We start from the raw sequence: 21,546 nt of genomic DNA, 5'->3' as shown, positions 1-21,546 counted from the left end.
CGGGCTCACTGTTCACCTCCGGAGATCTGCACCAGCGCGCCGTGACCCGCGGCCAGTGCGGCGCGGACGGCGGAGCCGTCGGAGTTGCCCGGGAGCCACACGACCCCGTCGGGCAGGTCGGCGACCTCGACGGGCAGCGTGATCGAGCCGCGCTCGTTCGACACGCTGACCGTGGCGCCCAGGCCTTCGGCGGTCTTCGCCGAGAGTCGGGCCACGGGCTTGCGCTGCGTGCCCTTGAGGTGCGGTTCGTCGTCCTGCAGCGAGCCGTTGTCGATCAGTTGCCGCCAGGTGGCGAGCACGGCCTGGCCCTCGCCCGGCGCCGGTGCGGCCTGCGCGCCGGTGGCGATGTAGCCGAACTTCGTGGTGCCCTGGCCGAGCTTGGCGAAGTCGCCCGCCGCGGCGGCCGGCGTCTGCGTGAACAGGTCCACGTCCATCTCGACGGCGAGGGTGTCGAGCACCCGGCCGTCGGACAGGGCGCCGGTGCCTTCCACCGTGATGTCGAAGTCGCGGCGGCGGCCCTCCCAGTTGAGGTAGCTGCCCGCCTTCTCGACCGACGGCGCGATCGGCAGGACCACGTCGGCCCGCTCGGTGACCTCGCTCGCCCGCAGCTCCAGGCTGACCACGAAGCCCGCGTTGTCGAGCGCGCGGCGGGCCAGGTCCGGGTCGGGCAGGTCGTTGGGGTCGAGCCCGCCGACGACCAGGCCGTCGAGGTCACCACCGGAAGCGGCTTCCAGGATGCCCGTGGTGTCGCGGCCGTCGGCAGCGGGAAGCTCGGCGCCCCAGTGCTTTTCGACCTCGGCGCGAGCCGCCGCGTCGGTGACCGAACGGCCACCCGGCAGCAGCGTCGGCACACAGCCGGTGGACAGCGCACCGCGCTCACCGGCTCGGCGCGGGATCCACGCGAGCCGCGCGCCCGTGCGCTCGACCAGCGCCCGCAGCGACGAGAACAGGCCGGGAACCTCGGCGGCGCGCTCGCCGACGAGGATCACCGCGTTACCGCCGCTCAGCGCGGAGTCGAGGTCCGGCGCGTGCTGCGCGATGCCGTCGACCGCGGCGGCTTCGCCACCCGGCACGCAGGCGAGCAGTTCACCGAAGGTCTTGCGCACCGACGAGGTGGTCCACTGTCCCAAGTGGACGACGCGGGTGCGGTTCTTGCGAGCCGCCTTGCGCAGCCGCAGGAACACGATCGGCGCCTCGTCCTCCGGCTCGAACGCCACGCACAGGACCGTGCGCGCCCGCTCGATCTCGCCGAAGGTCACGCCGGTCTCCGGCGTGGTGGCCATGACCGACGAGGTGAGGAACGCCAGCTCCTCGGCCGAGTGCGCGCGGGCGCGGAAGTCGATGTCGTTGGTGCGCAAGGCGAGCCGCGCGAACTTCGAGTACGCGTAGGCGTCCTCGACGGTCAGCCGGCCCCCGGTGAGCACCCCCACGCCCTTGCCGTCACGCGCCTTCGCCAGCCCGGCGGCCGCGATGCGCAGCGCGTCGGTCCAGGAGGACTCCTCCAGCACGCCGGCCTCGTTGCGGACGAGCGGGCGGCGGATGCGGTCGTCGGCCTGCACATAGCGGAACCCGAAGCGGCCCTTGTCGCACAGCCACTCTTCGTTGACCTCGGGGTCGTCGCCGGCGAGCTTGCGCTGCACCTTGCCGCGGCGGAAGTCGGTGCGCTCCGCGCAGCCCGACGAGCAGTGCTCGCACACGCTCGGCGAGGACACCAGGTCGAACGGGCGCGACCGGAACCGGTACGCGGCGCTGGTGAGCGCGCCGACCGGGCAGATCTGGATGACGTTGCCGGAGAAGTAGCTCTGGAACGGCTCGCCGCTCGTGGTGCGCGAGGCCAGGTCCAGCACGTCGGCCGTCTCGGCGGTGCCGATCTGCTGGTGGGCGCCGCGTTCGAGCAGCTCGATGAACGGGTCGCCCGCCACCTGCGCGGAGAACCGCGTGCAGCGCTGGCAGAGCACGCAGCGCTCGCGGTCCAGCAGCACCTGAGTGGAGATCGGCAGCGGCTTCGGGAACGTGCGCTTGGTGTCCACGAACCGCGACTCCGTGCGGCCGTGCGCCAGCGCCTGGTTCTGCAGCGGGCACTCACCGCCCTTGTCGCAGATCGGGCAGTCGAGCGGGTGGTTGATGAGCAGCAGCTCCATCACGCCCTGCTGCGCCTTGTCGGCGACCGGCGAGGTGAGCTGCGTCTTCACGACCATGCCGTCGGCGACCGTCATCGTGCAGGAGGCCTGCGGCTTCGGCATCGGCCGGCCGCCCATCTCCACCTCGACGAGGCACTGGCGGCAGGCGCCGGCCGGGTCGAGCAGCGGGTGGTCGCAGAAGCGCGGGATGACCGTGCCGAGGCGCTCCGCCGTGCGGATCAGCAGCTCGCCCTTGGGCGCGATGACCTCTTCACCGTCGATGGTCAGCTTGACGTAACCCTCGGGGACCGGGGTCTCCGTGGTCGCGGGCTTGTCAGGGGCGATCGTCATGCCTGAGCTCCCACCAATTCGGGCTGGGCGGCCTTGTTCTTCTCGCACAGGTCGAGGAACTCCTGGCGGAAGTACTTGATCCCGCTCTGGATCGGCGACACCGCGCCGTCACCCAGGGCGCAGAACGAGCGGCCGAGGATGTTGTCGCAGACGTCCAGCAGCGTGTCGATGTCCTCGGCGGTGCCGTGGCCCTCGACCATGCGCTCCAGGATCTGCGCGAGCCAGTACGTGCCTTCGCGGCACGGCGTGCACTTGCCGCAGGACTCGTGCTCGTAGAACTCGGTCCACTTCATCACGGCCCACGGCACGGACACGGTCTTGTTGAAGACCTGCACCGCGGTGGTGCCGAGCATCGAGCCGGCCTCCGCCGCGCCCTCGAAGTCGAGCGGCACGTCGAGGTGCTCCGCGGTGAACATCGGCGTGGACGAACCACCCGGCGTCCAGAACTTCAGCGGGATGCCGTCCTTCATGCCGCCCGCGAGCTCCAGCAGCTCGCGCAGGGTGGTGCCGAGCGGGCACTCGTACTGGCCGGGCTTCTCGACGTGGCCGGAGATCGAGTAGATCTTCGGGCCCGGCGACTTCTCGCGGCCCATCTCGCGGAACCAGTCGGAACCCGCGTTGATGATGAACGGCGCGCTCGCGATGGTCTCGACGTTGTTCACCGTGGTCGGCGCGGCGTAGAGGCCGGCGGCCGCGGGGAACGGCGGCTTGAGGCGCGGCTGGCCGCGGCGGCCCTCGAGCGAGTCGAGCAGCGCCGTCTCCTCGCCGCAGATGTACGCGCCGGCGCCGGCGTGCACGGTCAGCTCGAGGTCGTAGCCGGTGCCGAAGATGTTCTTGCCGAGGTAGCCCTTGGCGTACGCCTCGCGCGCGGCCGCGTTGAGCCGGCGGATGCAGTGCAGGGCCTCACCGCGCACGTAGATGAAGCAGTGGTTCGACCGCATCGCGTACGAGGCGATGATGCAGCCCTCGATGAGCGAGTGCGGGTCGGCCATCATGAGCGGGATGTCCTTGCACGTGCCCGGCTCGCCCTCGTCGGCGTTGATCACCAGGTAGTGCGGCTTGTCGAAGTTCGGCGGCATGAACGACCACTTCACGCCGGCCGGGAACCCCGCGCCGCCGCGGCCGCGCAGACCGGAGTCCTTGACGACCTGCACCAGCTGCTCGGGCGTGCCGGCGAGCGCCTTGCGCGCCGCGGTGTAGCCCTCGAGCTGCTCGTAGGTTTCGATGCGCCAGGAGTTCGGCGACAGCCAGCGCTTCGTGAGGACCGGGGTAATCGGGTCGGGCATTACTTCTTCTCCACTTCAGGGAGCGGAACATCCTGCGTCGCGGGCGCCGTCCAGCCACGGTCGGCCGCGATCTGGGCGCCGCGCAGGGTTTCGACGGCCTGCGACGGCCCGTCGACGTCCCCGCGGTAGGTGAGCTCGTCCTCCGGGAAGAACCCGGCCAGCTGCAGCTCCGCGCCCTTGAAGTTCGTCAGCGGCGCGCCGCGCGTGGGGGCCGGCTTCTTGCCCGCCTGCAGCGCGTCGACCAGCGCCACCGCCTTCTCCGGCGTCTGGTTGTCGAAGTACTCGTAGTTGACCTGGATGACCGGGGCGAGGTCGCAGGCCGCGAGGCACTCGGCGTGCTCCAGCGTGATCGAGCCCGGCTCGTTCGGCGTGCCCGCCGTCTCCTCCTGGCCCAGCGGCGCGTCCTCGGAACCGAGGTGCGTCTGGAGCTTCTTGTAGATCGCCTCGCCGCCCATCGCCGCGCACAGCGTGTTGGTGCAGACGCTCACCAGGTGCTCGCCGCAGGGGCGGCGCTTGTACATGGTGTAGAACGTCGCGACCGCGCTGACCTCGGCGTCGGAGAGGTCGAGGTGCTTGGCGCAGAAGGAAATTCCCTCCTGGCTCACGTACCCCTGCACCGACTGCACGAGGTGCAGCATCGGCAGCAGCGCCGAGCGCGCCACCGGGTAGCGGGCGATGATCTCCTTCGCCCGCGTGTGCGTGTCCTCGCCGAACGGGTCCACCGGCGGGTTGTCGGCCAGGATGCCCTCGGCCGCGGCCGGGTCGGGCGCGATGCCGACCACGTCGGTGTCGGGGCCCGCCGCGGCGTGCGTCGTCTTGGCGTCGTGCGGCCCCGGCTCCGGAACTGCCGTCGAGTACGTCATCGGTCCACTCCCCCCATCACCGGGTCGATCGACGCGACCGCGGCGATCACGTCGGCCACCAGCCCGCCTTCGGCCATCGCGGGCATCGACTGCAGGTTCACGAAACTCGGTTCGCGCACGTGCACGCGCAGCGGCCGGGTGCCGCCGTCGGACACCAGGTGCGCCCCGAGCTCACCGCGCGGCGACTCGACCGGCGAGTACACCTGGCCCGGCGGCACGTGGAAGCCCTCGGTCACGAGCTTGAAGTGGTGGATCAGCGATTCCATCGACTGGCCCATGATCTTCTTGACGTGCTCGAGCGAGTTGCCCATGCCGTCGCTGCCGATCGAGAGCTGCGCGGGCCACGCGATCTTCTTGTCCTCCACCATGACCGGGCCCGGCTCGAGCATCTTCAGGACCTGCTTGATGATGCGCAGGCTCTGGTGCATCTCCTCGACGCGGATCAGGTAGCGCGCCCAGCAGTCGGCGTCGGTCGAGGTCGGGACGTCGAACTCGATCTCGTCGTAGCGCGAGTAGGGCTCGGTCTTGCGCAGGTCCCACGGCAGGCCCGCGGAACGCAGGATCGGGCCGGTGACGCCGAGCGCGAGGCACGCGTCGACCGGCAGGACACCCACGCCCTTGAGCCGGTTGCGCCAGATCGGCTGGCCGGTGAAGAGCTTGTCGTACAAGGGAAGACGGCTGTCCATCACCTTGACGAACGCGGAGACCTTCTCCTGGAAGTCGGCCGGCATGTCCTGCGCGAGACCGCCGGGGCGGATGAACGCGTGGTTCATGCGCAGGCCGGTGAGGTGCTCCAGCAGGTGCAGCACCTCTTCGCGCTCGCGGAAGCCGAGCGTCATCGCCGTGGTGGCGCCGAGCTCCATGCCGCCGGTGGCGATGTAGACCAGGTGCGAGCCGATGCGGTTGATCTCCAGCAGCATCACGCGAAGCAGCTCCGCGCGCGGCGGGGCCTTGATGCCCAGCAGCTTCTCCACACCGAGGCAGTAGGCCATCTCCGTGGACAGCGGCGCCAGGTAGTCCATGCGCGTCACGAACGTGACGCCCTGGGTCCACGTGCGGAACTCGCAGTTCTTCTCGATGCCGGTGTGGAGGTAGCCGATGACCGACCGCAGCTGCGTGACGGTCTCGCCCTCCATCTCCAGCACGAGCCGGAGCACGCCGTGCGTCGACGGGTGCTGCGGGCCCATGTTGATGACCATGCGCTCGTCGTGCTGCGCGTCGGCGACGACGTCGTCCCAGTCGCCACCGGAGACCGTGTAGACGCGGCCTTCGGTGGTGTCGCGCGAGTCGGCGTAACCGAAAGCTTCTTCGTCGCCGTCGATGATCTCGGACATGTTCTCGCTGGTAGTCACGAGTACGACCTCCGCTGGTCCGGCGGCGGGATTTCCGCGCCCTTGTATTCGACCGGGATCCCGCCGAGCGGGTAGTCCTTGCGCTGGGGGTGGCCGTCCCAGTCGTCCGGCATGAGGATGCGGGTCAGCGCGGGGTGGCCGTCGTAGACGATGCCGAACATGTCCCAGGTCTCGCGCTCCTGCCAGTCGGCCGTCGGGTAGAGCTCGACGAGCGAGGGCACGTGCGCGTCGTCCACGTCGAGGGTGACCTCGACGCGGATGCGGCGCCGGTAGGTCATCGACGTGAAGTGGTACACGGAGTGCAGGCGCTGCGGCACGTCCACGCCGTAGTCCACACCGGACACCGAGCTCAGCAGCTCGAAGCGCAGGCCGGCGTCGTCGCGCAGCACGCGGGCGACCTCCAGCAGGTGCTCGCGGTCGACGTAGAAGGTGATCTCGTCGCGGTGGACCGTGGTCTGCAGGATCGCCGCGGCCGGAACCTTGTTGTCCGCCAAGGCCGCGTAGAACTCGTCGGCGAACTCGTCGAACCAGCCGCCGTACGGGCGCTCGGCCGGGGGCGGGCTGTAGGCGGGCAGGCGCACGCCGCCGTAGCCGGAGGTGTCACCACTGCCGGTGACGCCGAACATGCCCTTGCGGGCGCGGCCGGCGACAACGGGTTCCACCGGAGCGGCGGGCGTGGTGCCCTGCGGCTCGAGACCGGCTTCGGGGCGCTCGGCGCTGGACTGCTCGCCACCGGTTTCGGGGGTTTCTGCGTTTTCGGGGTTGTCGGCCACCGGGCTCACTTCTTCGCGTACTTGATCGACGAGGGGATCAGCTCGGTGCGCGCGCCGCTGGCCGCGCGGATGGCGGCGCGGCGGGCGTTGATCGGCTCGTCCTGGATCTTGGCGTGCAGCTTGAGGATCGCGTCGAGCAGCATCTCCGGGCGCGGCGGGCAGCCGGGGAGGTACATGTCGACCGGCACCACGTGGTCGACGCCCTGCACCACGGCGTAGTTGTTGAACATGCCGCCCGACGAGGCGCACACGCCCATCGCGAGCACCCAGCGCGGCTCGGCCATCTGGTCGTAGATCTGGCGCAGGACGGGCGCCATCTTCTGCGTCACGCGGCCGGCCACGATCATCAGGTCGGCCTGGCGCGGGGTGGCGGAGAAGCGCTCCATGCCGAAGCGCGCGATGTCGTAGCGGGAACCGCCGACCGTCATCATCTCGATCGCGCAGCACGCGAGCCCGAAGGTGGCGGGCCACAGGGAGTTCTTGCGCGCCCAGTTGACCAGGCCCTCGAGGCTGGCCAGCAGGATGCCGTTGGGGAGTTTCTCTTCGAGGCCCATGGCTTCAGTTCCAATCCAGGCCGCCGCGCCGCCATACGTAGGCGTACGCGAACCCGACCGTAACGATGAACAGCACGATCTCCACCAGGCCGAACACACCGAGCGCGTTCGCGTTCACGGCGAACGGGTAGAGGAACACCATCTCGATGTCGAACAGGATGAAGAGCATCGCCGTGATGTAGTACGCCACCGGCATCCGGCCGCCGCCGACGAGCGGCTGCGGCGAAGGCTCGATCCCGCATTCGTAGGCCGAGAGCTTCGCCTTGTTGTAGCGGCTGGGGCCGACGAGCGGGCCCAGCAGCACCGACAGGGTGGCGAACGCGAGCGCCAGCACGAACAACAGGACGAGCGGCAGGTACACCTTCAGGCCAGGCGCGGCCGCAGCTCCACTGGGGTCGGCCTGCGCCAGCACGGGCAACATCAGCACGGGGTCTTCGCCATCCTTTCCGCGCCGCTGCGGGTTGCTTCTCGGGTGGTGGTCCGCTTCCTCGTCGGCACCCTAAGGGAGCTGGGTCACACCGCCGAGGGTCAGGGCACCCTTACGGCCCGTGGCCGGGCCGAGGGGTGCTTGTGAAATAGTTCACAAGCCACTCGTCGTGGATGTGAAGCGATTCACAAGCATGGGGGGAGTGTAGGACGCGACTCACACGGCCGTCTCTAGGGGCCGTGGTATGAGGCTTACCTAACTTGACCGCCCGGCCAGGACGGTGCGGCGCCGGTCGCACTCGCGGGACCAGCGATTTAGGGGTTGATTACCGGATGAGCCGGGGACAATCCGGACGTGATCTTGTGACGTATCCCACCTGACCGGCCGGGCAACCATTGCTCCAGCCGGGTATCGGCGCACCGGCTCGTGGGACGGCAGCGAGCCGGAGCGGGGTCCTCCGGCCGGTCGTTGGGGGTAGTCGGCTCGGTCAGCGAGGAGTGGGCGTGACCCGCGCGAGGGCCGAGATGAGGCGGTCGACGCCGTCGCCGCCCTTGGCGTCGTAGCAGCCGGAAAGTCCCTTGTACACCAACGGAAGGATCTTGTTGATCCGCAGGCCGTACTTGGTGCACGCGTGCATGACCTTGGGGTTGCCGATGAGCTTCGCGAAGACGTTGCCGAGGCGGTAGTAGCCGCCCATCAGCTCACCGACGGCGCGTGGGTAACCCTGCAGCGCGCGCTCGCGCGAAGGGCCTTCGCGGCGGGCCAGCGCCTGCACGACGACCTCCGACGCGAGCTGCGCCGACTCCATCGCGGCGGAGATGCCTTCACCGTTGAACGGGCTGACCATGCCGCCGGCGTCGCCGAGCAGCAGGAGGCCGTCGCGGTAGTGCGGGGTGCGGTTGAAGCCCATGGGGAGACCGGCGCCGCCGACCTTGCCGATGGCGTTCTCCTCGCGGTAGCCCCATTCCTCGGGCGTGCCGTCGAGCCACTGGCGCAGGAGCGCGCGGTAGTCGGTGTTGCGGAAGGAAGCCGAGGTGGAGAGCATGCCGAGGCCGACGTTGACGGTGCCGTCGCCGAGCGGGAAGGCCCAGCCGTAGCCCGGGAGCAGCTTGGGGTTGCGCGGGTCGGAGCGGTCCCACAGCTCGAGGTGGCCCTCGATGAACGGGTCGTCGTGGCGCGGGCTCTTGTAGTACCGGCGCACGGCGACGCCCATGGGGCGCTTCTCGTTCTTCTCGATGCCGACGCTCAGCGCGAGCCGCGCGGACACCCCGTCACACGCCAGCACGAGCGGCGCGCGGTAGCTGACCGGCGTCTTCTCGGGGCCGACCTTCGCCTCGACGCCGATCACGCGGCCGGACGGGCTGGTGACGGCGTTGGTGACGGTGGTGCGCTCGTACAGGCGCGCGCCGGCCTTGACCGCGGTCTTGGCCAGCAGGTCGTCGAAGTCCTGGCGCGTGCGGGCGACGCCGTAGGGCGGGTAGCTGGTGAGGTCGGGCCAGTCGAGCTCCAGCGTGAGGTCGCCGGTGAGGATGCGCAGGCCGCGGTTGCGGACCCAGCCGTTCTCCTCGCTCGTGTCGATGCCCAGGTCGATCAGCTGCTTCACGCCACGCGGCGTGAGGCCGTCGCCGCAGACCTTCTCACGCGGGAACTCGGTCTTCTCCAGCAACAGCACGTCGACCCCCCCGCGCGCGAGGTACGTGGCCGCGGTGGAACCGGCCGGTCCGGCGCCGACCACGATCACTTCGGCGTCGTGGTCCGGGCTGCGGCGGGAGATCGTCATGTCACGAGTCTACGGAGGGCTTCTTCGCGCGGTGAATGGCGACGACGCCGAATGTGAGGTTCAGCCACTCGACCTCGATCCAGCCCGCGCTCGCGATGATCTCGCCGAGCGCCCGCTGGTCGGGCCACGCGAGCATGGATTCGGCCAGGTAGGAGTACGCCTCGGGGTTCGTCGACGAGCGGCTGCCGACCCAGGTGAGCAGCTTCAGGACGAAGCGCCGGTAGAAGAACCGGATGGGCGCGAAGGTGGGCGTGGAGACCTCGCAGATGACCAGCCGGCCACCGGGCTTGACCACCCGCAGTATTTCCGTGAGGGCGGCCTTGGTGTCGACGAAGTTCCTCAGCGCGAGGGAGATCGTGACGGCGTCGAACGAGTCGTCCGCGAACGGCAGGTGCAACGCGTCCGCCGCGACCATCGGCAGCTTCCGCCGCAGTCCCGCCCGCAACATCCCGAGCGAGAAGTCGGCCGCGACGCAGTAGGCGCCGTTGCGCGCGTACTCGACCGTCGAGACGCCCGTGCCGGCCGCCAGGTCCAGCACCTTCTCCCCCGGCTTGGCGTCCAGCACCCGCGCCGTGGTGGTCCTCCACCGCCGATCGAACCCGAACGTCATGAACGAATTCGCCCGGTCATAACCGGACGCCACGCCATCGAACATCGCGGCGACTTCGTGCGGATCCTTGTCCAGACTGGCGCGGGGCATGCCTCGAATCTAGACACTGGCGTGCGGACTGGACGCTGAGGGTGGCTGAGGCGCTGGTCAGGAGGGCCGGGTCGGGTCGGGTCGGGTTGGGTCGGGCCCGGTCCGGGACCGCGACGGCGGGGGTCGGGCCGCGACGGCGGGGCTCTGTCGCGGTCACGGGGGTCCGGTCGCGACGGTTGGCGCGGCGTGAGGGGCGCTGTCGCGCCTCGGCCATGGCACGAACGGTCCCCTCACGCGCCGCCAACGGCACGAACGGTCCACTCGCACGCCACCACCGGCGCGAACGGTCCCTTCGCCCCACCAACGCGGTGCGATCGGTCCCCTCGCGCGCCAACGACGGCACGAAAGGTCCACTCGCGCCGCTCGGGTCGGCGCGAGTGGACCGTTCGCGATCGGACCACTCGCACCCAGCGGGCCGGCACGAACCGTCCCCTCGCGACCCGCGCACGGCGCGAACGGTCCTTTCATGCCCCAGTGGGCGACACGAGCGGTCACCTCGCACGTGCGGCACGGCGCGAACGGTCCACTCGCGCCGCTTGCACACCGCGAGCGGCCCCTTCGTGCCCGCCGCGCGGCGCTAAAGGTCCCGTCGCACCTAGCAACCGGCGCGAACGGTCCCCTCGCACCCTCGGATGGCGCGATCGGTCCCCTCGCGCGCCGCCGACGGCACGAACGGTCCCCTCGCTCAGCACGGGTCGGCGCGACTGGACCGTTCGCGATCGGACCACTCGCACCCAGCGGGCCGGCACGAACGGTCGCATCACGCTCATCGCATCTCCCGAACCGTCCCCTCGGGACCCAGTGCGCGACACCAGCGGTCACCTCGCACCTGCGGTAGGGCGCGATCGGACCACTCGCACCCAGCAGGCGGCACGAACCGTCCCCTCGCGACCCGCGCACGGCGCGAACGGTCCACTCGTGCCCGTTGGGCGGTGCGAGGGGACCGGTCGCGGTTCGGCTGGGACCCCGGGTCAGTGGGCTGGTCCGAACTGAACTGATCCCCACGGACCAAACCCGAACCAACCCAAGCGAAACCTCACCCAAGCGCTGCGAGCATCCCCCGCACCGACTCCGGCCAGGCGAATTCCTCGGCGCGCGCCCGGGCGGCGGCGCGGCGGAGGTCTTCGGGGCTGTCCAGGAGGCCGGTGACGGCGGTGGCGAAGGCGGGGGCGTGGTCGTCGACGGCGGCGCCGCAGCCGGGGCGGACGATTTCGCGCAGGGCGGAGGAGGCGGAGACCACGACGGGGGTGCCGGAGGCGAGGGCCTCGAGGGCGGCCAGGCCGAAGGTCTCGTGGGGGCCCGGGGCGAGCGACACGTCGGCGGTGGCCAGCAGGCGGGCGACTTCGTCGCGGCCGGAGAGGAAGCCCAGGAACGTCACGGGGAGGCCGCGGGCGCGGCGTTCCAGCGCGCGTCTTCGAGGCCCGTCGCCGGCGATCACCAGGCGCACGCGGGCGCCGGACTCCGTCAGTTCCGCCACGGTGTCCACGCTGCGCTCGACGTGTTTCTCGGGAGATAGGCGTCCACAGTGGACCAACAACGCATCCGCCCCATCGGCCAGGGAATGGCGCCACGAGTCCGAGCGCATCGACGGGGCGAAGGTCGCCAAGTCGACGCCCAGCGGGACCCGGCGGACGTTCGGCGCCGCGATCCGGTCGAACTCGGCGCGGGCGAAAGCGGTGGTGCAGACGACCGTGTCGTAGCTGGCGGCCATGCGGCGGTTGGCGACGTCCGCCACGCCCCGCGCGACCGGTCGGGGCAGGAGAAACTGCTCCAGCAGGCGGTCGAGGCGCTCGTGGGAGATCACGGTGCTGGGCACCCCGTTGCGACGCGCCCAGGTGCCCATGCCGCGCAGCGTCAGCCGGTCGGAGACCTCCAGCCGGTCCGGCGAGAGCCGCCGCAGCACGGACCGCACGCGGTGCGGGTCGACGGCCCGGTAGCCGCCCGTGCCGGGGATCCGGGGCGCCGGCAGCGAGTACCGGCGCACGCCCGTGGGCAGTGTCTCCACCGCGTACCGGGTGCCCGGCACGACGAGGGTCACGCGGTGCCCGCTGGCGACATAACCCGCGCCGAGGTGGTGCAGGGCGGTCCGCAGCCCTCCCGAGCGCGGCCCGTAGAAGTTCGCCAGCTGGACGATGTGCATCGCTCAGGCCGCGCGCGCGGCCCGGTCCTGCACGGCCTCGTAGTGCCCCACCAGTTCTCGGCACACCGCGGGCCACGTGCGGCCCAGTACGACCTTGCGGGCCTTCTCCCCCAGCCGCGCCCGCAGGGCCGCATCGCGCAGGTCGTCGATGCGCTCGACGAGCGCGCGGCCGAACTCGTCGCGGTCGGCGGGCAGCAGGTAGCCCGTGCGGCCGGGCAGGACGAGGTCCTTCGGGCCGCCCGCGTCGGGCGCGAGCACCGGCAGGCCGGAGGCCATGGCTTCCTGGACGGCCTGGCAGAACGTCTCGTGCGGTCCGGTGTGGACGAACACGTCGAGGCTCGCGTAGGCCACCGACAGCTCGTCGCCGTACTTCGCGCCGAGGAAGGCGGCGCCGGGGAGACGTTCGCGCAGCGAGGGCAGCTCGGGGCCGTCGCCGACCACGACCACGCGGATGCCGGGCACGCCGGCCAGCGACACCAGCCGGTCGACCTCCTTCTCCGGAGCCAAGCGGCCGACGAAGCCCACGAGCAGCTCGCCGTTGGGTGCCAGCTCGGCCCGTAGCGCCGGGTCGGCGTGCGAAGGCGAGAAGCGGTCGATGTCCACGCCGCGGGCCCAGCGGTGCACGCGGGGCACACCGTGCAGCTGGAGCTGCTCGACGGAGTCGGACGACGGCGCGAGCGTCCGGTCGGCGCGCGAGTGCACTCGGCGCACCCAGCGCCAGGCGGCGCGCGCGCCGATGCCGAAGCCGTACGACGTGGCGAAGCCCGCGATGTCGGTCTGGTAGACGGCGATCGACGGCACCCGCAGGCGCCGCGCGGCGGCCAGGCCGCGCGCGCCCACCACGAACGGCGACGCCAGGTGCACCACGTCCGGCCGGAAGCCGCTGAGCGCCGTGAGCACCGTGCGCGTCGGCAGGCCGATCGGCAGGGAGTGCACGCCGGGCACGTCCAGCGCGGGGATGCGGACGACCGGTGCGCCGCGGTAGGACTCGGGCCCCGGTCCCGGCGCCACCACGAGCACGTCGTGGGCGCGGTCGACCAGGTGCTCGACGACCCGCAGCACGGAGTTCGTCACGCCGTTCACCTGGGGCAGGAAACTTTCGGTGACTATGGCGACTCGCACCCGGCCACTGTCGCACCGGCGTGCGCGAACCGGACCAATCCTTCGTGACCGATGGGCCAACGGTGTTCGAACACTCCGAAGCGTCCGGGTCCGAATACAGTCCGTCGACAGATTCGCCACGACATGTCACCTCAAGGTCGTGTCCCGGAAACCAGGACGGCCCAGACTAAGCAGGCATGACCCTCTTGTCCTCCAGGCCGTCGCAGCCCGTGGAGCCGGGGCTGCTCTCGAGGGCTCTCGAGGTGGCCGGCCGGCTGGCCAACGACGCCACCGACGTGATCACCGCGACGGCGGGCCGCGGAGCCCACCCCTCGACCCTGGACTCCCCGTTCGACTGGGTCACCGACACCGACAGAATCCTCGAGCGCCACACCCGCCGGGTGCTGACGGCCGAGTTCCCCGGCATCCCCGTGGTGGGTCACGAGTTCGGCGCCGACCACGGCGCCGACGTGGCCGAGTACCGCTGGGTCGTGGACTCCGTCGACGGCACCGCCAACTACGTCGCCGGCGTGCCGTGGTGCGCGTACAGCCTCGCGCTGATCGACGCGTCCGGGCCGGTGGTGGGGGTGGTCGCCGACCCGTACCGCGCCCAGATCTACGCCGCCGCCCGCGGCCGCGGCGCCCGTGCCAACGGCAAGCCCATCCAGCTCGTCGACCGTCGCGTGACGGCCGGCGCCATCGTCTGCACCGAGCTCGCGCGCAAGGGGCCGTGGCCGGGGATGGGCGGCTTCATCGAGCGCGCGGCGGCCGCCCACGCGGGCGTGCGGGTGCTGGGCTCGGCCGCGCTGTCGATCGCGCAGGTCGCGCTCGGCCACGCGGCCGCGGCGGTGCTGCACAGCTACCACGAATGGGACGTCGCCGGCTCCGTCGCCATGGCCATCGAGGCCGGCGCGGTGGTGCTGGACAAGCACGGCGAAGACACGACGCTGCCGACAGACGGCCTCTTGGTGGCCGCTCCGGGGGTCGCCGACGAGGTGCTGAGCTGGTGGCAGGAGACGGCCACGGTCGCCACGACCTGACGCGGCGTTCGGGCGGCCGGGGCACGGTCGCCTGAGCGCTGCGCTTGATCGCGGCGAACCCGCCGTCCGGTGAACCCGAAGCCCACAGCCACCCGCGCGACAACGGCCGCGGCGCACAGCAAGAGGGTCAGCGCCGCCGGCAGAGACCACCGAGCGCGGCCGCGTCAGGCGACCGGGACCTCCGGCACCTCGGTCGCCGCCCGGGCGGCCCGGTCGCGCTTGATCAGGCGGCGCAGCCACCACATCAGCGGGCCCGCGACCAGCCAGGTGATCAGGATCGTCGTGCCGAGCGGCAGGAGGGTGAGCGTCGCGGTGCGGCCGGCGACGCGGGCGGTGCGGTCGGGGTTCGTGACGTCGTACTCGATGGCCACGAGCTGGCCCGCCAGGAGGCCGGACGGATACAGGACGCCGTTGGCCGGGCTGTGGACGATGCCGTCCGGGCTCTGGAACTGGATGATCGTGCGGTCGAAGTTCACGGACTCGACGGTGGCCGTGGCCGTGCCGAGGTGGGACTCGATGGCGTTGTCGTTGCGGATCGCCGCGAAGAGCAGGCTCACGCACATGACGGTGAGGAGCGAGGCGACACCGAGGACGGCGAACCATCCGATGCGCCTCGCCCGCTCACGCCTGACCGTCACGTCGCAAGGCTACCAATCCGGCCGAAAGCAGGCCGACGCCCGCTCGGCACGTAACCGTTGCTACGAAGCCATTCGGCCGTGACTGTGGTCCGATCGGTAACGATCGGTACAGGAGAGCGTCACCGTTCGCCCGCGGCAGCGAGCATGCGGTGGTTGGCCCGGATCTGGTCGTAGGACTTCGGCTTGACCAGAGCGTGGGCCGCCCGAGCAGACCGAGCCGCGGCACCGTTGGGACCGACGGCCGGCTTGCCCTTCGTGAACAGCCACGTCTGGAACAACGCCTGCAGCGGCTTGCCCGACACCTGCTCGGCCAGCGCCTCGAACTCCGGGATCACGCCGTTGCCGCCAGCCTTCGTGGCCTGCCACTTCTGCAGGATGGCGAAGAACGCGTCGTCGCCGACGGTGGTGCGCAGCGCCTGCAGGGCCATCGCGCCGCGGTCGTAGACGGCGCCGTCGAACTGGTTCTCCTCACCCGGGTCGCCGGGCAGGACCTGCCAGAACGCGTCGTCGGCCGCGTAGGAGTCGTAGGCGTACTGCGCGAGCTCGGCCGTTGTGCCCTCGCCCTCGTGCTCGGACCACAGGTACTCGGCGTAGGACGCGAAGCCCTCGTTGAGCCAGATGTCGCTCCACTTGCCGAGGGAGACGTTGTCGCCGAACCACTGGTGGGCGTTCTCGTGGGCGATGAGGGTGGTGTTGGAGCCGTTGAGGAAGTTCTTCAGCCCGTAGGTGGGGCGGGTCTGGTTCTCGAGCGAGAACGTGATGCCGCTGGTGACCACGCCACCCTCGGCCTCGAACGGGAACGGCCCGAACTGCGTGGCCAGGAACGCGTCGATCTCCGGCGTCCGCTCGACGCTCGCCTTGGCCGCGTACAGGGAGTCGCCGAGGTCGGAGCCGTACGCGGTGATGAACGGCTTGCCGTCCGGCGTCGTCGACTGGTTGACCTCGTACTTGCCCACGACGAACGACGTCAGGTACGTGGCCTGCGGCTTCGTGCTGCGCCAGTTCCACCGCGTCCAGCCGGCGCGCGACTGGGTCTTGCGCACGAGCGTCCCGTTCGTGATGGCCGCATTGCCATCGGGCGCCTCGATGCTGACGTCGTAGGTGGCCTTGTCCGTCGGGTGGTCGTTGGACGGGAACCACCACTGCGCGCTCTGCGGCTCGTCGACGCCCAGCGCGCCGAACGCGCCGTGCTTCCAGCCGTGCAACCCGTCGACGGCCTCGGTGGACGGCGTGTCGTCGTAGGCCACGACGACGGTGGTGGTCTGGCCCTTCAGCAACGGGTGCTGGGGCGTGATGACGAGCTCGCCGTTGCCGTTCTGGTTGGCGAACGTCGCGGCCTCGTTGCCGACCAGCACGCTCTTGGCCTTGAGCGCGAAGTCGAGGTCGAACCGCGACAGGTCCTGCGTCGCGGTGAGCAGCAGGGTCGTCGTGCCCGCCAGCCGGTCGGTGTCCGGCTGGTAGGTCAGGCGGATGTCGTAGTGCAGGACGTCGGTGCCGCCGTTGCCGGCGTTGGGGTAGTACGGATCACCCACCCCCGGCGCCCCCGGCTGCGGCGCGGCCGACGCCACCCCCGCCACCAGCACCGACACCACTCCCGCCGCGACCAACCCGAGCCCGGCCCGACCTCTTCCACGCATGGCGTTTCCTCCCAGACGGTGATCAACGCGCTCGAACGTAGCCAGGGTTCGAGTTGCGAGGTACGTCCGTTGGGAGGTTCTTACCCGCTGGGACCGCGGAAGGTAATCACTTGACGGGGTGGCGAAACTCGGTCGGGTGACGGAAGAACCGCTGGTCGGGAACGTGACGAGCGGCATCGTCCGCGTCGGCGCCACGGTGCGGCGCCCGGCGGGGCCGTGGACTGGAGCCGTCGACGCGGTGCTCGGGTACCTGCATTCGGCCGGCTTCCGCGCGGCGCCGCGGCCGCTCGGGCGAGACGAGCGCGGCCGGCAGGTGCTGGAGTTCGTGCCGGGTGACGTGGGCGGCCCGTACTCCCCCGGCGACCTGCGAGAGCTCGGCCGCACGCTGGCGGAGCTGCACCAGGCGCTGGCCGGCTTCGTGCCGCCGCCGGGCGCGGTCTGGCAGCGGCTCATCCCGCTGGACCGTGAGGAACTCGTGTGCCACAACGACGTCGCGCCGTGGAACATCGTGCGAGCCGAGCGGGGGTGGGTGCTGATCGACTGGGACTGCACCGCGCCGGCCTCGACGGTGTGGGACCTCGCCTACACCGCGCAGACCGCCGCGGACCTGCGCGCCGACCGGCCGGTCGCGGAATCCGCCGCCCGTCTGCGCGCGTTCACCGACGGCTACGGCCTCGACGAGCGCCGGCGTGCTGAACTCCCGGCCGCGCTCGGCCGCCGCGCCCGGGCGATGCACGACTTCCTGCGGGCGAACGCCGGCACGCGGCCGTGGTCACGGATCTGGCGTGAGGACGGCCCGTACTGGCTGGCGACCGCCGACTACCTCGACGCCCACCAGGACGCGTGGCGAGCAGCGCTGGATTGAACCTCAGCCGTGGCCGACGGCCGAGGCCACGGCCTTGCGCAGGCGCGCGTGCAGGTCGCGGTGGCGGGAGCGGTCCACGCGCACCTCGACGACGCGCAGGCCTGGCGCGGGCTTCAGCGCGGCGCGGAACTCCGACACCGAGGTGGCCACCACGTGCGGCACCCGGTAGCCCGCGCACAGCGCGCCCAGGTCGGCGCCGTGGGGAGTGCCGAACACGCGCTCGAAGCTGTCGGCGTGTTCGGGCGCGCCCTGTTCCAGCAAGGAAAAGATCCCGCCCCCGTCGTCGTTCAGGACGACGATGGTGAGGTCCGGACGTTGCTCGGCGGGACCGGTCAGCAGGCCGGAAGCGTCGTGCAGGAACGTCAGATCGCCCAGCAACGCGTACGAAGGCGCGCGGTGCACGGTGGCCGCACCAATGGCCGTGGAGACGGTGCCGTCGATGCCGGCGACGCCGCGGTTGCGGTGGACCAGCACGTCGGGACGCAGGGTCCCGGCCAGGGCGACATCGCGGGTCGGGTTCGAGGAGCCCACCACCAGAAGCGCGCCCTGAGGCAAGGCGTCCACCAGTTCCGACGCGACGCTCAACCCGCTGGGCCACGGTTCCGCGGCGAGAGCCGACGAAACGGCCGCCGCGGCGGCCGCGTCGGCGCGTTGCCAGCCGGCGAGCCACTCCGGGTCGGCGGGCTTCGTGGGCTCGGCGAACCATTGGCCGACCTGGCGGACGTTGTGCGCCGGCGCGGGCCAGTCGGAGTCCGGGCGGACGAGCAGGACCTCGACCGCGGGGTCCGAGAGCACCTTCTGGACCTGCCGGAACACCGTCGGCCGGCCGAGGCAGAGGACCTGCTCCGGCTTGTGGTGCGAGATGAACTCCTCGACGCCCAGCAGCCACGCGCCCGACGAGATGGCCGTGGAGCCGGACAAGCCCAGACCACCGGTTTCCGAAACCACCGGCCAGCCGTGCTGCTCGGCCCACTCGCTGGCCGCCTGCACGCCGGTGTCGCACGCGATCACGAGGCCGTGGCGGGCCGAGGGCACCACGAACGACGGCAGGGCGCCGAAGTCGGGCAGTTCGGTCCAGCGTTCGCCGTCGGCTCGGCCTTCGGTGGATTCGTACCACTCGCCGTCGTCGTCGAGGTCCGGGACGAGCGGCTCGCGGAACGGGATGTTCAGGTGCACCGGGCCGCTGCGCCACTCGCCGTAGGCGGCGTTCCAGGCGCGGCAGATCTGGCTGCGCCAGTAGGAGTTCTGGCCGGCGCGCCGCTCGGCGACGGCCAGCTCGTCGAAGTAGCGCACGGCGTCGCCGTAAAGCTGGTACTGGTCGATCACCTGGCTGGCGCCGGCGGACCGCAGCTCGGGCGGCCGGTCGGCGGTGAGCACGATCAGCGGCACACCCGCGCGGTCGGCCTCGAGCACGGCCGGGTGGAAGTTCGCGGCCGCCGTGCCGGAGGTGCAGACCACCGCCGACGGCCGGCCCGTGCGGGCGGCGATGCCGAGCGCGAGGAAGGCGGCGCCGCGCTCGTCGATGCGGACGTGGAGCTTCAGCCGGCCGGCCGCGGCCGCGTCGTAGAGCGCGATCGACAGCGGCGCGTTACGCGAGCCCGGGCAGAGGACGACGTGGGACACGGTGTTGCGGACCAGTTCGTCGACGATGACCCTGGCCTGCGCGGTGGAGGGGTTCACCGGCAGGCTCCGGGTAAGTCGCCCACGGACGCGCTACCTCCCGCGGAGGCGGCATCAGGCACAGCAGAGATGTCCACAGGTCCTATTCTCCCAAACGTGGATGACGCCCGAGTTTCCGAGCTGTTCGACCCCGCCGCGTGGACCGAGGTCGAAGGTTTCGCCTTCACCGACATCACCTACCACCGCTCTGCCGAGAGCCGCTCCGGCAAACGGGTGGTCCGCGTCGCGTTCGACCGTCCGGAGGTCCGCAACGCCTTCCGCCCGCACACGGTCGACGAGCTCTACCGCGCCCTCGACCACGCCCGGATGAGCTCCGACGTCGGCTGCGTCCTGCTCACCGGCAACGGGCCGTCGCCCAAGGACGGCGGCTGGGCGTTCTGTTCCGGCGGTGACCAGCGTATTCGCGGACGCTCCGGGTATCAGTACGCGAGCGGGGAGACCTCCGACACGGTCGACCCCGCACGCGCCGGCCGGCTGCACATCCTCGAGGTCCAGCGCTTGATCCGCTTCATGCCGAAACCGGTGGTCGCGGTCGTCCCGGGCTGGGCCGCGGGCGGCGGGCACTCGCTGCACGTCGTGTGCGATCTCACGCTCGCCTCCGCCGAGCACGCGCGCTTCAAGCAGACCGACGCCGACGTCGGCTCGTTCGACGCCGGCTACGGCTCCGCCTACCTCGCCCGCCAGGTCGGGCAGAAGTTCGCCCGCGAGATCTTCTTCCTCGGCCGCGACTACACCGCCGAGCAGATGCACCACATGGGCGCGGTCAACGAGGTCGTCCCCCACGCCGACCTGGAGAAGGTGGCGCTGGAGTGGGGCTGGGCCATCGTCGGCAAGTCCCCGACGGCGCAGCGCATGCTGAAGTACGCGTTCAACGCGATCGACGACGGCCTCGTCGGCCAGCAGCTCTTCGCCGGCGAGACCACACGGCTCGCCTACATGCAGGACGAAGCCGTGGAAGGCCGCGACGCGTTCCTGCAGAAGCGGGACCCGGACTGGTCCGACGTCCCGTACTACTACTGATCCTCCGGGAGACCTTGTGCGTGTGGTGTGGCTCGACGGGAGCGCCGAAGCGGTGTCCACGCTGGACACGGCGGTGGCGGCCGCGCTCGACGGTGGCGAGGCCGTGCTGCCGCTTTCGAGCGCCGACCCGGCGGCGTCCGGCGTCCTCGACGCGATGGCGCCCGACCGCCCGGTCGAACCGGACACGGCAGTGATCATCGCCACGTCCGGGTCGACGGGCGCGCCCAAGGGCGTGCTGCTGTCACCGGGCGCGCTGACGTCGTCGGCCACCGCCACGCACGCCCGGCTCGGCGGCGCCGGCCACTGGCTGCTCGCCACGCCGGCGCACTACATCGGCGGCTTGCAGGTGCTCGTCCGCGCTCGGCTGGCCGGAACGAAACCCGCGTTCCTGACCGGCACGGGCTTCCGGCCGGACGAGTTCGCCGCGGCGGCCGCGCCCGTGCTGGCCGAGGCCGGGCCGCGCTACACGGCGCTGGTGCCGACGCAGCTCGTCCGGCTGCTCGACGACGGCGGGGCCGGGCTGTCCGCAGCGCAGGCGTTCGACGGGATCGTGCTGGGCGCGGCGGCGACGTCCGCGAAGCTGCGTACGCGGGCGATGGAGGCCGGCGTGCGGATCGTTCCCGCGTACGGCATGAGCGAGACCGCGAGCGGCTGCGTCTACGACGGGGTGCCGCTCGACGGGGTGCGCGTGGAGCCGGACGCGGACGAGCGGCTGCGGATCTCCGGGCCGGTGCTGGCCCATGGCTACCGGCTCGCGCCGGAGCTGACCGCGGAGTCGTTCCAGGACGGCTGGTTCCGCACGTCCGACCGCGGCCGGCTGCTCGACGACGGCCGCGTGGAGGTGCTCGGCCGCGCCGACGACGTGATCAACACCGGCGGCGTGAAGGTGTCGGCGGGGTCGGTGGAGCGGGTGCTCGGCGCGATCAAGGGCGTGCGCGATGTCTGCGTGGTCGGGATCCCGGACCCCCAGTGGGGTGAAACCGTGGTCGCGCTGGTGGTCGCGGAGGGACCGGTCGCGCCCGAGACGATCAAGGCCGTCGCCCGCGAGGAGCTGGGCGCCGCGGCCACGCCGAAGCAGATCGAGTTCGCGGATGAGCTGCCGCTGCGGGGCCCCGGGAAGATCGACCGGGCAGCCGTCAAAGCCCACTTCGACCTACGGATGGCGTGAAATCCCGCCGGATCGTTGACAGGGTGCCAGTGATCGCGGTTGCCTCGGGGT

The 21,546-nt window shown here is 71.4% G+C and carries 18 protein-coding genes; 4 read left to right on the top strand and 14 right to left on the bottom strand.

The genetic code is table 11. The annotated features are described in order from the left end of the window. Nucleotides 1-5 precede the first annotated feature (5 nt). The 11 genes from ACQPXB_RS03395 to ACQPXB_RS03345 all read right to left on the bottom strand — a co-directional run bounded on the left by ACQPXB_RS03395 (nt 6) and on the right by ACQPXB_RS03345 (nt 13,468). Nucleotides 6-2,471 (bottom strand): NADH-quinone oxidoreductase subunit G, encoded by a 2,466-nt coding sequence (locus ACQPXB_RS03395; protein ID WP_432849402.1) that lies wholly within the window; start codon nt 2,469-2,471, stop codon nt 6-8. After that, complete coding sequence (gene nuoF / locus ACQPXB_RS03390) at nt 2,468-3,757, bottom strand: NADH-quinone oxidoreductase subunit NuoF (RefSeq protein WP_432849400.1); 1,290 nt, start codon at nt 3,755-3,757, stop codon at nt 2,468-2,470. Before nuoF ends, ACQPXB_RS03395 begins: the two co-directional genes overlap by 4 nt. Next, nucleotides 3,757-4,620, bottom strand: a complete 864-nt coding sequence (gene nuoE / locus ACQPXB_RS03385; RefSeq protein ID WP_366589147.1) for an NADH-quinone oxidoreductase subunit NuoE — start codon at nt 4,618-4,620, stop codon at nt 3,757-3,759. The genes nuoF and nuoE overlap by 1 nt, the downstream gene beginning before the upstream one ends. Next, nucleotides 4,617-5,954 carry an NADH-quinone oxidoreductase subunit D gene (locus tag ACQPXB_RS03380; protein WP_366589211.1) on the bottom strand — a complete coding sequence of 446 codons (1,338 nt, stop codon included), beginning with the start codon at nt 5,952-5,954 and terminating at the stop codon, nt 4,617-4,619. Before ACQPXB_RS03380 ends, nuoE begins: the two co-directional genes overlap by 4 nt. 14 nt (nt 5,955-5,968) lie before the next feature. Continuing rightward, nucleotides 5,969-6,754 (bottom strand): NADH-quinone oxidoreductase subunit C, encoded by a 786-nt coding sequence (locus tag ACQPXB_RS03375; protein WP_432849398.1) that lies wholly within the window; start codon nt 6,752-6,754, stop codon nt 5,969-5,971. Continuing rightward, nucleotides 6,751-7,299 carry a NuoB/complex I 20 kDa subunit family protein gene (locus tag ACQPXB_RS03370; protein ID WP_204091789.1) on the bottom strand — a complete coding sequence of 183 codons (549 nt, stop codon included), beginning with the start codon at nt 7,297-7,299 and terminating at the stop codon, nt 6,751-6,753. The genes ACQPXB_RS03375 and ACQPXB_RS03370 overlap by 4 nt, the downstream gene beginning before the upstream one ends. 4 nt (nt 7,300-7,303) lie before the next feature. After that, a complete protein-coding gene (locus ACQPXB_RS03365) occupies nt 7,304-7,720 on the bottom strand; it encodes an NADH-quinone oxidoreductase subunit A (RefSeq protein WP_360597848.1) in 417 nt (138 codons plus the stop codon). Between the two features lie 493 nt (nt 7,721-8,213). Next, nucleotides 8,214-9,506, bottom strand: coding sequence for a geranylgeranyl reductase family protein (locus tag ACQPXB_RS03360; protein ID WP_432849395.1), 1,293 nt, complete (start codon nt 9,504-9,506; stop codon nt 8,214-8,216). Between the two features lies 1 nt (nt 9,507). Further along, a complete protein-coding gene (locus ACQPXB_RS03355; protein WP_366589139.1) occupies nt 9,508-10,206 on the bottom strand; it encodes a demethylmenaquinone methyltransferase in 699 nt (232 codons plus the stop codon). A gap of 1,036 nt (nt 10,207-11,242) precedes the next feature. After that, a complete protein-coding gene (locus ACQPXB_RS03350) occupies nt 11,243-12,346 on the bottom strand; it encodes a glycosyltransferase family 4 protein (protein WP_366589137.1) in 1,104 nt (367 codons plus the stop codon). Between the two features lie 3 nt (nt 12,347-12,349). Beyond that, the gene (locus tag ACQPXB_RS03345) at nt 12,350-13,468 is read right to left on the bottom strand and encodes a glycosyltransferase family 4 protein (protein WP_366589135.1); all 1,119 of its coding nucleotides are present in this window, start codon (nt 13,466-13,468) and stop codon (nt 12,350-12,352) included. Between the two features lie 176 nt (nt 13,469-13,644). Between ACQPXB_RS03345 and ACQPXB_RS03340 the strand changes: the two genes are divergently transcribed. Continuing rightward, nucleotides 13,645-14,487, top strand: a complete 843-nt coding sequence (locus ACQPXB_RS03340) for an inositol monophosphatase family protein (protein WP_220245973.1) — start codon at nt 13,645-13,647, stop codon at nt 14,485-14,487. A 164-nt stretch (nt 14,488-14,651) separates the two neighbouring features. On the opposite strand, the gene ACQPXB_RS03335 is transcribed toward ACQPXB_RS03340, so the two are convergent. Both ACQPXB_RS03335 and ACQPXB_RS03330 read right to left on the bottom strand, forming a co-directional pair. Next, a complete protein-coding gene (locus ACQPXB_RS03335; protein WP_366589133.1) occupies nt 14,652-15,125 on the bottom strand; it encodes a DUF3592 domain-containing protein in 474 nt (157 codons plus the stop codon). Nucleotides 15,126-15,244: 119 nt separating this feature from the next. After that, nucleotides 15,245-16,762, bottom strand: coding sequence for a M1 family metallopeptidase (locus ACQPXB_RS03330; protein WP_432849391.1), 1,518 nt, complete (start codon nt 16,760-16,762; stop codon nt 15,245-15,247). A 136-nt stretch (nt 16,763-16,898) separates the two neighbouring features. On the opposite strand from ACQPXB_RS03330, the gene ACQPXB_RS03325 reads away from it, so the two are divergent. Continuing rightward, complete coding sequence (locus tag ACQPXB_RS03325) at nt 16,899-17,627, top strand: phosphotransferase enzyme family protein (RefSeq protein WP_432849389.1); 729 nt, start codon at nt 16,899-16,901, stop codon at nt 17,625-17,627. 3 nt (nt 17,628-17,630) lie between these two features. On the opposite strand, the gene menD is transcribed toward ACQPXB_RS03325, so the two are convergent. Then, nucleotides 17,631-19,307 (bottom strand): 2-succinyl-5-enolpyruvyl-6-hydroxy-3-cyclohexene-1-carboxylic-acid synthase, encoded by a 1,677-nt coding sequence (gene menD / locus ACQPXB_RS03320; protein ID WP_386946262.1) that lies wholly within the window; start codon nt 19,305-19,307, stop codon nt 17,631-17,633. Nucleotides 19,308-19,403: 96 nt separating this feature from the next. On the opposite strand from menD, the gene ACQPXB_RS03315 reads away from it, so the two are divergent. After that, nucleotides 19,404-20,327, top strand: a complete 924-nt coding sequence (locus ACQPXB_RS03315) for a 1,4-dihydroxy-2-naphthoyl-CoA synthase (protein ID WP_220245968.1) — start codon at nt 19,404-19,406, stop codon at nt 20,325-20,327. A 16-nt stretch (nt 20,328-20,343) separates the two neighbouring features. Then, on the top strand, nt 20,344-21,495 hold the full coding sequence (gene menE, locus ACQPXB_RS03310; protein WP_366589127.1) for an o-succinylbenzoate--CoA ligase: 1,152 nt from the start codon (nt 20,344-20,346) through the stop codon (nt 21,493-21,495). Nucleotides 21,496-21,546: the final 51 nt, after the last annotated feature.

Origin of the sequence: Amycolatopsis sp. CA-161197, assembly GCF_050942255.1 — a bacterium.
Lineage (GTDB): Bacteria > Actinomycetota > Actinomycetes > Mycobacteriales > Pseudonocardiaceae > Amycolatopsis.
Note: the sequence above shows the minus strand (reverse complement) of the source record. Positions and strands in the feature narration are given on the sequence as shown.

Excerpts from the sequence above, each read along its gene's own strand:
- ACQPXB_RS03360 (WP_432849395.1), bottom strand. The coding sequence starts at position 9,506 with ATGACGATCTCCCGCCGCAGCCCGGACCACGACGCCGAAGTGATCGTG.
- ACQPXB_RS03355 (WP_366589139.1), bottom strand. The coding sequence starts at position 10,206 with ATGCCCCGCGCCAGTCTGGACAAGGATCCGCACGAAGTCGCCGCGATG.
- nuoE (WP_366589147.1), bottom strand. The coding sequence starts at position 4,620 with ATGACGTACTCGACGGCAGTTCCGGAGCCGGGGCCGCACGACGCCAAG.
- ACQPXB_RS03330 (WP_432849391.1), bottom strand. The coding sequence starts at position 16,762 with ATGCGTGGAAGAGGTCGGGCCGGGCTCGGGTTGGTCGCGGCGGGAGTG.
- ACQPXB_RS03395 (WP_432849402.1), bottom strand. The coding sequence starts at position 2,471 with ATGACGATCGCCCCTGACAAGCCCGCGACCACGGAGACCCCGGTCCCC.
- ACQPXB_RS03365 (WP_360597848.1), bottom strand. The coding sequence starts at position 7,720 with ATGTTGCCCGTGCTGGCGCAGGCCGACCCCAGTGGAGCTGCGGCCGCG.
- ACQPXB_RS03340 (WP_220245973.1), top strand. The coding sequence starts at position 13,645 with ATGACCCTCTTGTCCTCCAGGCCGTCGCAGCCCGTGGAGCCGGGGCTG.
- ACQPXB_RS03380 (WP_366589211.1), bottom strand. The coding sequence starts at position 5,954 with ATGTCCGAGATCATCGACGGCGACGAAGAAGCTTTCGGTTACGCCGAC.
- ACQPXB_RS03350 (WP_366589137.1), bottom strand. The coding sequence starts at position 12,346 with ATGCACATCGTCCAGCTGGCGAACTTCTACGGGCCGCGCTCGGGAGGG.
- ACQPXB_RS03370 (WP_204091789.1), bottom strand. The coding sequence starts at position 7,299 with ATGGGCCTCGAAGAGAAACTCCCCAACGGCATCCTGCTGGCCAGCCTC.
- nuoF (WP_432849400.1), bottom strand. The coding sequence starts at position 3,757 with ATGCCCGACCCGATTACCCCGGTCCTCACGAAGCGCTGGCTGTCGCCG.